The organism is Legionella nigrisilvae, from assembly GCF_977063395.2.
This window is the reverse complement of sequence record NZ_CDRUGZ020000042.1, coordinates 238346-253356: the sequence shown is the minus strand read 5'-3', so window position 1 is coordinate 253356 and position 15011 is coordinate 238346. Positions and strand designations below refer to the sequence as shown.

Sequence of the window (15011 nt, the reverse complement as noted above, 5' to 3'; positions counted from 1 at the left end):
TGTATTTTAAATGAGATAATTTACGTTCAAATGATATTTATGCCGGATTGGGTACATAAAAATCAAGAAATGCCCTTACCTTAGGTAGTTCCGATCCATAGGAGTGATAAAATGTAAAAATCTCATATTGTTTAAACTTTATTTCCGGCAGAATATGAATGAGTGTTTTTTCTTTCAGGGCCTGCTCAACGAGTGTGTCACCTGTTAAAAAGAGACCTATTCCTTTTTTACAAGCCTGGTTTAGCGCATTAAAGTCATCCATAAAGAGTATGGGATGGGGGCAGGATAGATAAGTTCCGTTTTCTAGTGGGAGTTCCGTAGCCGGTTTTCTCAGACTGTGGGAAATAAATGGAAAGTCCATGAGGTCGAAGGGTCGAACGGGCATTCCATATCGTTGGATTAGACTAGGTGCTGCACAAAGAATATTGTTGATTGGGCTCATTTTTCTGTATTTTAAATGGTCTGTAAATGGTGGAATTTCCGGAAAACCGACCATCACATCAATATCTTTACGCGCTAAATCATTATCTTGTTCGGAGAACAAAAATTCACATTCGATCAAGGGATACTGAGCCATAAACTCAGCAAGCCGATCGAGAATGAGTTCCTTAGCAAGAATGGTCGAAACCAAAATGGTAATTTGACCTTGAGGAATGGATTGTCTTGATTCGATAAATTGTTCAATACGTTGTGTCTCCGCAAGAAGTTTCTGAAATTTTTCCAGGAGTACTACACCAAATACCGTCAGTTGCACTTTACGAGTATCTCGGATAAAGAGTTTTTCCCCAAGTTGATCTTCCAAGTTCTTAACTTGCTTACTCACAGCGGTCGGTGTAATGCACAGCTCGGCCGCAGCACGATTGTAACTTAGATACTCTGCTACTTTTATAAAGCATCTTAATTGAGAAAAATTTAACATAATAACCGATTTAGTTATTTAATTAAGCATCAATTATAAACTAAAAGTTCATAATTGCCGAACAAATATGGATTAATATTCCCCTAATTGATAAGTACAATTGGAATAAATCAAGTAGAGAGGTAGATTATGAACTATCAATATCATCACGTTGGAATACCCGTTACACAGCCACGTGCAGGGGAGCGTTATAGTGCTGTTATGGATATGTATACTTCAGGAGGTGAACTACCCGGACGTATTCAATATCATCGATTTGGTCCGAATTGCCCTTTACATAAGCTGATTCAAACTCAACCCCATATAGCCTATAAAGTGCAATGTATTGAGGAGGCAATAAAGGGCAAACATGTTCTTTTAGAGCCTTATTTTCCCTTAAAAAATTTTCGAGTAGCAATGATCGAGGACCATGGGGCAATTATCGAATTCATTGAAACAAGCTTGTCTGAAGAGGAAATATGGGATGAATCAAAGCACCAAGATTCTATGCTCTACTCCAAAAGCGGTTAGGCAGTAAGGATTTGCCGGTTGATTAGATGCTCGGCACATCAACTGCAAATAATGTGTAAATTTTGAAAATAAATTAACCAGGCCTGTATTAATATTAAATATAATAGTAACTTGCCCACATTAAATGCAAATTAAGATGTCCGAGTCGATTCAATTTGTGGTAACTGGAGAAAGCGCCGGTATCGTTGAAGTAAAAATTGATACTTCTTCATCAGAAATCACCGCAACCTTCATCTATAAGCCAAATCCTGGGACCCCCGTTCCCAAAGAAATGTTATTAGGTTATCGTGATGCCTCAGGAAAAGGTCATATGCTTTCCATGACTCAAGAAAAAGAGGGAGAATGGAGCGCAAAACGATCAATTGCAGCCAATGAAAGCAGCGATTTTTTTATGCATCCCGATGTGCAGCCTGGGAAATTGGCTCAAAAGCCTAATATTATCCATAAAATCGCTTTATCCGATGGGAAAATTATCCGATCGGTGTATGAGAATCGTGAATTAGCCGAAGAAAATAAAGGGACTATTCAAAAACGCGTACTGAGTGCAACGGGCATTTTAAGTGAGCCTATAGAGGAGCCTTATACATTAAAGTCTGGGGATCAGTTGGTTGAAGTCTATTTTCCGGCAGGATATAAAGTTTCTGCATCTAGATCTAGAGAGTACAATATTCAGGTGATGCTCGATGGGGATATGCATTTACGTGAGGATGCCTTTGGAAACCGCATGGGCACAAAACACATTTTAGATAATTTAATTGCTGAAGGTAAAATAGAACCGGTCATTGCAGTATTTGTATCACCTTCCCCACCTACTATGGGAAAAGGGCAATGGGCTTCTATGCCAAGACTTAAAGAATATGGTTGTGATCTGCATACCGATGCGATGCTTACTAAAATTCCCAGTGCATTAAAGCGAGCAGATATCCAAGTGACAAGAGATCCTCAAAAAATAGGGATATGTGGACAAAGTATGGGGGGGCTGCAAGCTTTATATACAGCCAAAATGCACCCGGATATCTATGGACACGTGATTGCTCAATCTCCCGCGGTTTGGTGGGGACCCTCATTACTCCGCTTAAAAGGTAAAGAAGTCGATGAGCCTGTACGTTATGAAGAGGACCGAACTTGGCGTGCACCTTTGGCTAATAAGGATGAGCAACAATATTTATTGCATATGCTTAAGACAGGCTATGATGAATTGTCCAAACAAAAAGTACCTCAAGGAGGCGTTAATATTCATCTCCAGGCAGGAACCTTGGAAACAGGAGACTGTGGGTTAGGTGATGAACCATTAACTCAAGCCACTATGGCCCTAGCCCAAGAATTACAGGTTCCATGCACACTTCATGATGGGGGACATGCAGTAGAACCTTGGGCAACTGGACTTGCTGTTCTTTTACCCCAAGTCCATCCTAAGCTGAGTGCTTTGAAGGAGAGTTGGCTTGCTTCTGCGCCAAAGACTGAATCTGGCGCTATTGATTTAACCAAAGCCGAGCGTTTTGCCGAAGGGGGGACCCATGCGCTTTATCGATTTCCGGATGCCCCTTATGTTATTAAAGTAATGAAACAAAATCCCAATCCTAAGGAGCTTGAAGAGTTAGAGAAAAAATATGCTGTTTTATACGATTGTTTTGATCGGGACAATAAACAACGATGTATTCGGGAACAACATACTATCCAACACGTTTTACTCCCTGGAAAAGAACCTCAAAAGGCAGCTTTATCAATCGTTCCCTATGAAAAATGCTTCAAGTCTAAAGTGAAATTTGATTTTAAAATAGAACCCGCGGAACTCGATCCCTACTTAATGGAGCACAATAAAGTGTTGTGCGATAAAGCGAATAAAATACTTATTCATAAGGATCACTCTGATTCCAGTTTTGATTTTAATGATTACTCGAGGATTGATGAACGAATCGGCAAAATAGTACAACGTTTAGATGGCGATCCTAAACTTAAGGAGCTAATGATTGAGTTTCTAAATCATTATCGTGATTTTTATCAAAAAACGAATATCATTATGGATGCTATGGGGTTTGAAAATATTCTTTTCTTTCAAGATGAAAAGGGTGAGTGGCAATTTAAAATAGGAAGTGTCATCAAACACGATACGGGAAAATATACTAATGAGTTATTTCAAGCACTACATAGTGAAAAAGAAGTTGATTTGAATTCTTTTGTTAATTTTACCCATGCCTATTTTTCACCGGCGAATATTAGAGCGGTAAATCTCTGTGCGATGAAACTTGGTTTAGAACCTGTAATTAATGATGTGATCATCGATCCCAAAGATTTATTCAAAATATCGCAACGATTATCTATTCCTGAACGAATGCTTGCCTATGCACGACATGGCGATTTTGAACAGGTAGGTACTATGCTCGAGTCAAATAAAGGACTCCTTAGTTTTAATCTCCAAGATTTCTGGGCATATTCTTTAATTGCTGATGAATACACAAAGCATGGACAGTCACCCAAAGCACTTAAAGCTTATTTAGATGCCGTCAGTAAATTTCCAGTTATCTTGCCGGAAAATAAAGAGGATGCAAAACGGATACACGATGCGAAAACAGCCATTGTCGATCGAAAAAATATACACGATAAAAAAATAATGCTCCATCAAGAACTCACTATGTCTTTACCCTCATCCGTATTAACTAAAACTATGACTCATAATTATAAAAAGCAGCTGCAAGAAACAAAATCTGAAAACCCTTCTATTATTTCTATTTCATATAACTGATGGATCGATTTCTTTTGGGCGAGAATTAAGCTACGAAAGAAGCCATTCGAAGATTTGCAATATTCTCCAAATGAATTAAGATGGTTCAATTTGACTGATATTTTGCTCGGAGTATCTATGTTTGGTGAGTTATTTGAAAGTTCAATAGCCTTAAGTATTCAATATTACTCCAACCAAGCATATGAATATGTGACTAATATTTTGCACCAAGCAGAACAATTTGGAGTTGGCCGTACCAGAGATTTTATTCGAGATCCGAAAAAGATGATCCAAACTTTAACCTCTGAAGCCCGGAGTAGCGAAGAGGGATACAGCGTTGTGAGTTTGGGATATTTGGGAGGACACTATGCTGTTATTACGCCAAAGTCTCAAGCTCAGTTTGTTGAATTAATCACTCAATTCGATAAAGAACAATCAAGCCGAAAAGGACATGCCTCGTTTAAATTTTTTTCTGGGAATGATTTTTTTATAATTTCAGATATTGGACATGATGCACTGACATCGAGAAAAAATCTGTCTCGTTTTCTAACCCCATCCCGGCTTGCTAATCCTCTCAGCATAGAAATAGAAAAAAGGACGGTTTCTGAGATGGATATTAAAATTCGTCATTCAATATGTGGAATTGTGCGAGCGGTAATGGTCGAAAATATGCTGGGTATCAAGCAATTACCAGAAGATACCTATAATATGATGGAGTCTTATCGAAACGATGTAAAACGTTGGGGTGCATTTCCTTTCCCTGAATTGCTTAATTTTATGCCGAGCTTAAGAAAAAAACGAGATACTTACCGGACTTTTTCAAAGGGGATTTTAGAGCAGGAGTTCGAAAAAGTGGTTGCCGTGCTTCATTCCGACGATCATCCCGGAGATGCAAATTTAATTGCTGCTTCTATAGTAAGTTTGTTTAAAGATGAAAACCCAGATCTCTCAAAGAGTGAATTTTCAAATGCTTTAAAATCTTTACCTGTTTCTGAGATTAGACGCTATTTTCAAAATCCCATCGTTCAATCGCTACCGATGATCCTCAAAGCAGCAGATAATTTAACTGATGCGATTGTCTTATGCCTCGAGCAAATTGCATCCGACCCAAGCAAATTTGAGATGATTCGCGATGAAATTGATGAAGCTCATTTGACTTTCGAAGAGTTAGACATTAAAGCTCTGAAATCTTTACCCATACTCGATGCATTTTATAAGGAGTCAGTGCGGTTTGATGCTCCTATTGCAGTACCCCGATATACCCAAAATGGATATTCATCGGATTCAATGAATATTCCCCCTAACACGATGATTATATTTGATTTACATGCTTTAGCTAAAGGCGAACAATATTGGACGAATCCTGATGCGTTTGACCCTAAACGATTTTTACAACCGAAGCAGCACATGAAAGTTGGGAATGAATCCGATAACAAAAATAATCATATCCTTGGTCAATTTCCATTTGTCCCATTTTCAATAGGTCAACGCAACTGCCCAGCATTTGCGGTTACAGAAGTGTTATTTAAAGCAGCTATTGCGAAATTTGTGTCAGACTATCAACTGAGTTTTGTTAAAAAAGAGGATAATGATTCAATATTGCACGTTGCTTCCAGGGATAAATCGTTCCGTTTAACCCAATAATGACTTCAATTATTAAATTGGTCTTGCTTGAAATTGGGGTTCCACTTTCGCGAGACAACAGCTTTTAACTTAATAGCAAATGAGTCCTACGCTAGGCTTTCCAAGATATATAGTTAGCCCATAGCCGATCCCAAGCAAAATAATCTATAATGTTCCATGTGAGGACGACCTCACCCGAAATGGTTACACCCGGGACGGCCCGACTTAATGAAAAGAGGGTAATATGGCCTGGATTATATTAACTGTTGCTGGTTTACTTGAGATAGTATGGGCTTTTTTCATGAAATTGTCTCAGGGTTTTTCGAAACCGCTTCCTTCCATCGTTACAATTGTGGCAATGATTGCAAGCTTTATATTGCTAGCTCTTTCTATGAAAACCCTACCCTTGGGAACTGCTTATGCAATCTGGACTGGAATCGGTGCAGTTGGTGCGTTCCTGGTTGGACTCCTTATGCTGGGAGAACCAGTCAATATCATGCGAATTGTTGCAGCATTTCTCATCGTTTCCGGGCTTTTGATGATGAAGTTTTCTTCCTAGATGAAGGGCTCGAATTGGCTTAGAGCTTAAAAGCAAAATAACCACTTCGGGTTCAGTTCATTGCTCTAAACGATACCTCTTTAAAATTTCAATGTCCCGCGGCTTTTCTGCGGGATCCCTAGAAATACAAATTGCACTTCATTGCATTCGGGAATATCGTAGGTGCCTCCCGCGGATGTCGCGGAAGGTAGAGATAGGGAGGGTTGGTGTTTATTAAATATACATCGACGTGCGAATTTCTTCGAACTGAGCGTCATCATGCTCTTGCATTTTTTCCGCTGCCTGTAACTCCTCTTGCTCTTGTTCTTGTTGTGTTTTTAATTTCATTAACTCAATCATGTTTTGGGTTTTTAACTCGTGTAATATAGCCGCCAATAAAAAATCAGTGGTGGTTTGCAGGCTTATTTCTTGAACAGGTTGCTGGATTTCCTGTGTATTTTGTGCCTCTTGTTTTGCTGATGTGGGCATTGGTTTTGAATTAAAAAAAAGTGGCGCCTCCTGATTTGAGTAGGGTTTTTGGGCTTTATTATTTCCATTTGCTAGACGAGCATTTGTAGCTTTTTTACCCATGATGATCTCCTTTTCCTTATGAGTCCCCTTCAGATTAATCTAAATATTGATTTAAATGCAAATGTTTTTTTCAAGATTGGCAAATTTTGTGTTTTTATCATTAATATTGCTCATCAAGTCTAGATCTCATCCTTTTTTTCTTTTCCAAGTGAATAAAAAAGAACAATATTGTCTTAAATTGCTCATCCTGGGTTTCTTTTAATATTTTGTTAATTTTATCGTGTTATAGTTTTGCGCATCTTGTTAAATTTATCACCGATTCATTCTTTGTTTATTAGTCATATGAGAAAAAAATATGAAAGAACTCTTTGAGAAAAATACTTCGAAATCTGGCAGTACTACGTCTTTGACACACCCTGATATTTGTACTTGTACAATGTGTATGAAAAGCAAATTATCCACTGAGGAAGCAAGCAGGCATTTCCGTAGCTTGCAAGCTACCATGGTGGATCGAAGAAATCCCGATACACCTGGTAGCAAACCCTTAATGAAAGCCGTAGAAGCCTATGCCATTCTTAAAGCAGGCACAGAAATAAACATGATGGAAGCAATTGGACTTACGGAATATGATCTACCTGATTCAGGAACTACGATTAAAATAAGTCCCCCACAAGAATTAACCATTAAAGCAACATGGAAAAATAAAAATCAGGAACGTGCTGTTAGTGGTACGGATGCGAATGTTTTTGGTAGCTTGGGTGTATTAGCAATTCCTTCCGATGTGCAAGTAGTGAATATACCCAAAATGAATGCTCGTTCAGTACCTAGAGAATTTTTAGCTAAATACGGGGCTGAGTTAATTCCTCTAGACCAATCATTTATTTTGGATAGTGTTAAAGAGCCAGCATTAGAAAACCTATACCTGGTCGAATATCAGTGGGACTCAGATTACATCCAAGACTATGTTATGAAAAGAAAGGGCGGGGGTGGGTTATTTGTAGAAACCCATCCATTTCCCCACGTATTTACACCGTTGTCCCCGAAGTGTAGTGGTGCATTGATTCTCGGAATAGAGCAAGGTGGAGGCACATTTTCTTTTGCTGCTTTTGAAATACCCTATGGATATACAATAAAAATTGGTAGTAATGTAATCCATGGTGACTCGTTTTTTGTAGGGCCTTATGCTATCGCATTAACCGAAACTGAATTAGCTGATTCGGTTATTTTGAAGCAAGATACGCCCCAACGTGATCCGCAACAAGTAGTTCAGATACCTACCCCAACGTTTAAAATCGATTTATTTGAAGATACTCAAATACCTAAAGGTGTTTTTGAAAATCGGATGAACTTTTTTAAACAATTACCCAAGGAAGTTGCAAGTGACGTTCGTCCTTTATCTACATCTTCTCAAAAAAGGGTATGATCCACAATCTGGAGCAGTACCTCCTTTACGGTATCCAAAATAGTTCAGTCATCCTATTTGGAATACTTAGATGATGAGCATATGGAGAACTACTCAAAGTAGTTACTCCATTGGCTTTCTGGAGGAAATAAGGAGCTAACTGAAACGTTTAATCTTTCCAAAGGGAAAAATAAAGTGTATTATACAAAAAACATCCAAATTGGAAAATAATTTCCACTGAAATTTTGAATATTTGTAACTTTCCCTAGGATTTTTAAGAGGTAAATGGATATGTTTAGTAAATTCGGACCAGCAAAAAATACTTTTGAAGAAGAAATAGCATCAGAGCAACGTCAAAAGCTGCAAGAAAATTTAGAAAGGCTTGCTGTTCCAAAAATTGAACAAGAAAAAATCATGCAAATGCGAAATAATTCATCTGATGAATATCATAAGTCGCGTTGTTTTTGGTTCCTTGAAAATCAGACATTTCCTCAGAAACAAACCATGTTTAACCAGCATCACATTGACACATTTAAAAAATGTCAGCGTGAACTGAGTGACGCATTAGACAATGGGCCAGAAGAACCAAAGTCAGAGAGCATGAAGTTTAGATAGATTATGGGAAGCATCTTGGCTGTGAAGATGCCCGATTGTACCGTGGTTATCGAAATTCTGCCGGGTCGGGTAACCAAAATACCCGGTTTGATGCATTAATCACTACATCAAGATAAGGGCTTCCTGTCGCCATATCTATGAGTTTATCGGCCCATTTTGCATAGGTTTCTGCGGATTGGAATTCAAATTTTTGTTCTGAATTCATCAATGTTAATGCAATCAGGACGCCAATCATTTCATAAATGATTGGTTTTTGGTAATCATGCATGCATTTCTGGGCAATAGTAACTCGGTCCTTTTTTCCATCCATAAGGACCGGTTGAGCAATGTGTTTTAATACATTTTCTTCCATGGTTAGCCCTGTCAATGCAGCCACGCGTTGAATCAGTTCTTCTTGGGGATATACCAGGGCCGTAGCCACCTCCCGATTAATTCCAGGTTCATAGAATACAGGTTGATGCTTGAGTATATTAGGAAATTCTTCGATATAAGGCACACACTGAGTTACTTCAAAGTAATCGTCAATCGATTTAAGCATGGGTTTGAAATCAAAACCTACTTGCGTATCCAACTCAGCGTTTAAGTCATTTAAATAGCAAACGATTGCCAACCCCCCCATGATCCGAGCGCGAGCCTCGGGGGAGTTGGTATCTGCCTTACTGATTGGATATGCAATGCTGAGCCAACGATTGGGAGCTGAAGCCAACGCCTCTATTTTAGACCGGAGATTACGAGCATACATTTTTATAGTGTAGTCTATAACGAGATCACATATCTCTTGGCGTGGTCTTAAAATCATCATTTCCGTAGGCTTGGACATGCTTGATCCCTTGATTTTGGCTTCGTTCATGCTAGTTACTCATTTTAATTCAATGTGTACTCTTGCTCTTTGTTTGGCTCCAGCTGTTTTAGTAAGCTTCTCCTATTGATCATCTGAGTTAGCACCAGGTCGTGGAGTGGTAATGCATGGGGTATAACATCGATCCTTAGCATTAATAAACGCTTTTACCCCATCAAAACTACCATTAGACTTAACTAACCAGGGTTGATCCCCTTGCCAAGTAGTGATTTTTATCCGCTGCAACATACCAGGAAGTTCTCTTACACCACTTGTTGAGACGATAGCGAGCCCGTCCCCATGATTTTGATGAATACAGTGAGGAGATTGGTGATGTAACGAAAGAATATCTTCCGGGAAGAGAGGAACCGCACCACCAACTATCCGTGCCCTATTAATATTACCAAAAAGGCTTCCAGGTCCTTGAGCAAAAGCTAAGGTATGAGCTAAAGCTTGTGAATATTCGCTGTCATAAAATGAATGCTTCATTAAGGCGAACTCATCGCTTCGCATTGAATTAATATTATTTTTATATTCAGTTTTAATTTTGTGGATTATTTTGACACGTTCATCCTGGGTCAATCCCTCTCGTTTTAAAGATTCAGCGAGCTCGATAAGAAGCATACAATGACCGCCCAATTTTTCAGCAATATCTACAATTGAATCTAAATGTTGATCTTTGATAATTTGCCCACTTAAGCCAGCTACAGTTTGACCCGAAATTAAACCAAGGCCATACATTGCCGAACCCACTCCAGCCTCAAGTATTTTTTGACATTCTTTTTGAGATAGATGAGTAAGTTTAGATAACTCTTTTACATCGATACTTAATATTTTTTCAAGAGCTGCTCTTGCCTCGGGATATCGTTTGGCAAGATGTTTATGTATACTTATACGGTGTTGCATATCAATGTAGAATGCTTTGCAGGCATCAACACCTTCTTGAGCGTGTTGGTGTCTCTCATGCAACATCGAGGTATATTCTTCTAGCGTTTTTCCTTGCATTTTGGCTCGTTCCTCGAGCTGTTCATCAGGTAAGCTCAAGGCAGCCTCCATAAGCTTCATATCCGCGAAATATTTGCAGCCTTTTTCTGTGATGCACTCCATATGGTTCTGTAAAGCGATCCCACATGCCTCTACTAATTTTTTGTGCTGCTTGGGATGCTGGAACAAAGTCAAAAGACCTCCGGTAAACCCTTGGACGACTAATTCTTGAGAGCGACTCGGTGTATATGCCTCTTTTCCTGGATGAGGAATTTTTCCCACGGGTAATTGTTCGGCATAAGCTAATAATTTCTGAGGTGAGTCAAACTCAGCTTCTGCATGTTTCATTAAATGCTCTTGGTCCGCGCGATAGAGTTTTTCAGCGTCTTTGAATCGTTGTTGATCTTTGGAGTCCAAATTGTAAAGTATCACTCCTGTTCCAACTCCAGTACCAATGACAATTGCTGCTGTTTTTTTCAACTTAAAAGCATATTTATAACCCGAAGTTATTTGTCTTTGTGCTTGCTTAATAGAGATAACTTTTGACCACATAATAATTTCTCGCAAAGGTTTGTACTTGTTGTCCATTATAACATCACCTTGATTAATGAATTATTAAGTAAAGTTACTGTCCGAATTGGTGGGCAAAAAATCCTAAAATGGTTTTGCTTAATTAAATCCATAATAGGTGTAACATCTCTAAGAAAAGGGGCAACTGCAGCCTAGTTCCTAAATATTCTAAAAAATGCCAGGAGTGTTCAAATGAATCGATATACAGGTAAATGCTTATGTGGTGAATGCCGATATGTTATTAGCGGGCAAAAACCAAAAGTAATGTTCTTATGTCATTGTAGTCGTTGTCGAAAAGAAACCGGAAGTATCCATGGGGCGAATGTGTTCTTTGAATCGGCTCAATTATCGTGGGTGAGCGGAGAGAGTAATCTTGGCTATTTCAAGTTACACAACACGAGAAAGGAACGCATTTTTTGTAAGACTTGTGGCAGCCCGCTTCCTCGACAAGATGAGAGTGGGGGCGTGATTTTACCGGCAGGTTCTTTAGATCATGATGTGTTCTTAGAGCCAACAGCCCATATTTTCTATGCAAGTCGCGTCTCTTGGGAAGATAAGCTCGCGGATTTACAACGATTTGATGAATTACCACCAGCGGATTAAAGCAAGTCAATGGTAGTTATATGGTCATCGCAAGAGCTTCGCTACATGAGTGACGCAGCCAAAAGAGCCCTAGAAAGTAATAACTATCTCATTTGTACGAGTTCATAATAATACGGTGAGACAGGTTTTAGGCTTCCTTGACTATAAGACCATAGTTTTTTAGGAGGCTCTAAAACTACCGTCTTATCAGTAATCGTGGGTATAAAAAAATCATTAAGATTTGTAGAAATTAAAATGAGTGTCTTTCCAGAAACCGAATTTGGTGACCAATATCGATACATTAAACTATCCATATTAAAAATATGTCGCCCTACAATTGGATAAATGTCTTGAATGGCTCCATTTTTCAATAATTTTGCTTGATAAAATGCAAGCTCACTTCCTATGTTATATACATCTAATGGAACTAAGATTGGTTGAGTATTTCTTTTATAACTCAAATTTTTTGCTACATCATGGAATTGTTCTGTCAGATTTTCCCATGAAATCATTTTTTGAAAGAAGAGTTGCGATGCCTTTTGCGAGGGGCTGAAGGTGAGCAGTACCATCACACAAACATAGCAAAATAATAAAAAAACGGAGCCTATATGCCATAATTTATAGGAGGTATTATGTTTAGAAATAAGTATTGCAAGCCAAGGAACAATCGCTATTAGCCCTGGACCTATCCAGTCTAACTTAATACCATGATTAAAACTATATACTCCGAAAAAGATTAAAGGAAACAGGGTAAATATTTGCAAAAACCGTTTGGCTTTGACGTCAATGCTTACTATATCTGCAGATTTTTTATCTAATAAAAAATAAAGGCCCATGACTCCCGCAGGAAGTAAAAATAAGAAAATTAATCCCATGAAATGATGGAAAGAAAACCGATTAACTGACTTAAACCGACGTACGCTTTGAAAGGCAAATGAGGCCCATTCGTGCATAAAATTCCAATAGATAACTGGAGTAAAAATAAGTGCGGTAATCAATACACAAAGATAGGGCTCTTTGCGAGCAAACCAATACCGGGTTGAGGGGACGGTGATTAGATAAAGAAGTACCGCAGGCCCCAGCAATACAATGGTATATTTGGATAACATTCCAAGACCAAGCCATACACCCGCCTTGTACCAGGATTTAGATTCATCGAAAAGAAACACACGATATAAATAATAGAGTGCAGCTGCCCAACAAAGCAGGACGGGTTGATCCGGGGTGGTGAGCGTGGATTGAATAAAATAATAAGGCATGAGTGATAGTACGAGCACAGCATACAGGCCAGAGCCTCGATGAATTAATTCCGTTAATTTGAAGCTGAAATAAGCAACACCTCCCCAACATAGCAATGCCGGAATACGAATACTGAATTCACTGGTACCAAAAATTAGGGTAGAAAATTTAATTAGCAAAGCGACCATGGGGGGATGGTCCAGATAACCAAAATCTAGATGTTGTGAATAGTTCCAATAATAAGCTTCTTCTACGAATACATCGTGTGAACCCATACATAAAATTCGTAGGGCTAAAGAAACAAAAATAATCGAAAGGGTGAGTAATACACTAATATTTTGACTCAATCCATGACGAGATAGAGCAATATGTTCGGATTTAAGTATAGAAGTCATTATCCATGTACAGAAAACTTAAACAAACCACATTCTATCCTTTTTAAAGTGGCTAGCAAAGTTATTATTGCGTACTTGTTTTAGTACTCTGTCATTTTACCAGCAATTTAAAAGTTTAAGACTTGTATCTAGAAGAGCTTATAATCTTTTTTGTTTCAATTGACTTAGAATTTTTAAGCATATTGTAGTGATTTCGCAAGTATCCAGTTTAAAATGAAAAACTAATACATCACATGGAGTTCGGATTATGTATGCAGTGTTTCACCGATTAAATATGCTAGGACTCATCTGGTTGTTCACTTATATGCCTTTTTCTTATGCTGAGGAGCTTAATGCAGATCTATTAGGGGATATTAAAACAGCCCTTGTTCCCATTAAATCAGAATATCATCACAATGCGTTAGAAGATCGAGGAATAATCCAGGTTACTGATGGTTCTGCCTGCGGCGAATCCAATCGCTCCGGAAGTGAAGAGGCAATTACTTTACCAGGAAGCATTGATTTACCGGATTATGCAACTGATGCGACTGTTTTTTTGAATGGATGGGATACCCGCTACTTAAGCAGTGATCATCATATCGGACGTGTTGCCGCCATAATTAGAAACATCCAACAGGAAAATTCTCGCTTAACGTGGGAAGCGGTGGGGTTATTACGAGATAAAAATTTTGACGATGGCTATAGATGGTGTTATCGCTTTACCGTGGTTGCATGGAATCGAAATCAAATAGATGCTCGGGTTTTGGGAGTAAGAGATAACACGACGTTCTCTTTTGAAAACGAGCATGAGCAAGTCGCGCTGGTGACTGCTGCGGGTTTTCTCAATAATAATTTCCTGACACGAGGTATTAAGGCAGCTGTACTCCCTCGAGGTTTTGTTTATGGTTGGGAAGAGGGATTTAGTCAGGCTGATCATCATCTCTTGCAAATAGCGTATAACCTCGATCATAGTGAAACGTTTATTCAGGCGGGACGCAATTGGAGTGGTCCACCTCCTTCAATAACTAACAGCCAGGCATCCAACTTTGCAAGCTGGGAAACCCTTGGTATTTTTAAAGACAACAGTACGAAACGAGATTTTAGATTTGGTTCTGCAGTATCTGTGCTTGCCGGACGTGGAGTTGAGACCAAGCAACCTCCTTTTACCATTATTCCGAAAGAAGATTTTGGCAATTGTGGGGAATTAGGAGGGGAGGTTGTGACGCAAAATCTAGTAATCGAAAATGTTCCTTATGACTATGCAATCCCCGTCTTAACGGGATGGGAACTACGCTATCCTTGTAAAGATCATCATGTCAAACGACTGGGTGTTTGGTTACATGATATGAGTTATGAAAAAGTGGCGGGAAGTTCAGTAGGAACTTTGCGTTACAGTATTTCCAGTATATTGCGCGATAAGAATACGGTCCCACTCCATATTCCACGCCATAAGGTCTCGATATTGGGAATGAATATTACTCCAGCCCCTCCAGTCCCTATACCTGATAAGAAGTCGTGAACCATTAAGGTACGATGCAAGGCTGTGTTCCTTCGGGATCTGAGG

At 38.9% G+C, this 15011-nt stretch carries 13 protein-coding genes; 8 read left to right on the top strand and 5 right to left on the bottom strand.

Annotated features, from left to right (window positions below):
• Window positions 1-37 precede the first annotated feature (37 nt).
• Window positions 38-919 carry a LysR family transcriptional regulator gene (locus tag ACWTE2_RS29470; protein WP_454785549.1) on the bottom strand — a complete coding sequence of 294 codons (882 nt, stop codon included), beginning with the start codon at window positions 917-919 and terminating at the stop codon, window positions 38-40.
• 129 nt (window positions 920-1048) lie between these two features.
• On the opposite strand from ACWTE2_RS29470, the gene ACWTE2_RS29465 reads away from it, so the two are divergent.
• The 4 genes from ACWTE2_RS29465 (at window position 1049) to ACWTE2_RS29450 (ending at window position 6333) form a co-directional block, all read left to right on the top strand.
• On the top strand, window positions 1049-1429 hold the full coding sequence (locus tag ACWTE2_RS29465) for a helicase (protein ID WP_454785548.1): 381 nt from the start codon (window positions 1049-1051) through the stop codon (window positions 1427-1429).
• 136 nt (window positions 1430-1565) lie between these two features.
• Window positions 1566-4172, top strand: a complete 2607-nt coding sequence (locus tag ACWTE2_RS29460; RefSeq protein WP_454785547.1) for an alpha/beta hydrolase — start codon at window positions 1566-1568, stop codon at window positions 4170-4172.
• A 117-nt stretch (window positions 4173-4289) separates the two neighbouring features.
• Window positions 4290-5795: a cytochrome P450 gene (locus ACWTE2_RS29455; RefSeq protein ID WP_454785546.1), complete on the top strand. Its 1506-nt coding sequence runs from the start codon at window positions 4290-4292 to the stop codon at window positions 5793-5795.
• A 223-nt stretch (window positions 5796-6018) separates the two neighbouring features.
• Window positions 6019-6333 (top strand): DMT family transporter, encoded by a 315-nt coding sequence (locus ACWTE2_RS29450; RefSeq protein ID WP_454785545.1) that lies wholly within the window; start codon window positions 6019-6021, stop codon window positions 6331-6333.
• 213 nt (window positions 6334-6546) lie between these two features.
• On the opposite strand, the gene ACWTE2_RS29445 is transcribed toward ACWTE2_RS29450, so the two are convergent.
• Window positions 6547-6903 (bottom strand): hypothetical protein, encoded by a 357-nt coding sequence (locus ACWTE2_RS29445; RefSeq protein WP_454785544.1) that lies wholly within the window; start codon window positions 6901-6903, stop codon window positions 6547-6549.
• Between the two features lie 295 nt (window positions 6904-7198).
• Between ACWTE2_RS29445 and ACWTE2_RS29440 the strand changes: the two genes are divergently transcribed.
• On the top strand, window positions 7199-8266 hold the full coding sequence (locus ACWTE2_RS29440; RefSeq protein ID WP_454785543.1) for a hypothetical protein: 1068 nt from the start codon (window positions 7199-7201) through the stop codon (window positions 8264-8266).
• A gap of 264 nt (window positions 8267-8530) precedes the next feature.
• Window positions 8531-8860: a hypothetical protein gene (locus ACWTE2_RS29435; RefSeq protein ID WP_454785542.1), complete on the top strand. Its 330-nt coding sequence runs from the start codon at window positions 8531-8533 to the stop codon at window positions 8858-8860.
• A 46-nt stretch (window positions 8861-8906) separates the two neighbouring features.
• Here the strand turns inward: ACWTE2_RS29435 and ACWTE2_RS29430 are convergent, their stop codons facing one another.
• Window positions 8907-9680: a hypothetical protein gene (locus ACWTE2_RS29430; RefSeq protein ID WP_454785541.1), complete on the bottom strand. Its 774-nt coding sequence runs from the start codon at window positions 9678-9680 to the stop codon at window positions 8907-8909.
• Between the two features lie 102 nt (window positions 9681-9782).
• Window positions 9783-11270 (bottom strand): hypothetical protein, encoded by a 1488-nt coding sequence (locus tag ACWTE2_RS29425; protein ID WP_454785540.1) that lies wholly within the window; start codon window positions 11268-11270, stop codon window positions 9783-9785.
• A 174-nt stretch (window positions 11271-11444) separates the two neighbouring features.
• Between ACWTE2_RS29425 and ACWTE2_RS29420 the strand changes: the two genes are divergently transcribed.
• A complete protein-coding gene (locus ACWTE2_RS29420) occupies window positions 11445-11855 on the top strand; it encodes a GFA family protein (protein ID WP_454785539.1) in 411 nt (136 codons plus the stop codon).
• 83 nt (window positions 11856-11938) lie between these two features.
• Here the strand turns inward: ACWTE2_RS29420 and ACWTE2_RS29415 are convergent, their stop codons facing one another.
• Window positions 11939-13468 carry a glycosyltransferase family 39 protein gene (locus tag ACWTE2_RS29415; protein ID WP_454785538.1) on the bottom strand — a complete coding sequence of 510 codons (1530 nt, stop codon included), beginning with the start codon at window positions 13466-13468 and terminating at the stop codon, window positions 11939-11941.
• A gap of 247 nt (window positions 13469-13715) precedes the next feature.
• Between ACWTE2_RS29415 and ACWTE2_RS29410 the strand changes: the two genes are divergently transcribed.
• Window positions 13716-14966, top strand: a complete 1251-nt coding sequence (locus ACWTE2_RS29410; RefSeq protein ID WP_454785537.1) for a hypothetical protein — start codon at window positions 13716-13718, stop codon at window positions 14964-14966.
• Window positions 14967-15011: the final 45 nt, after the last annotated feature.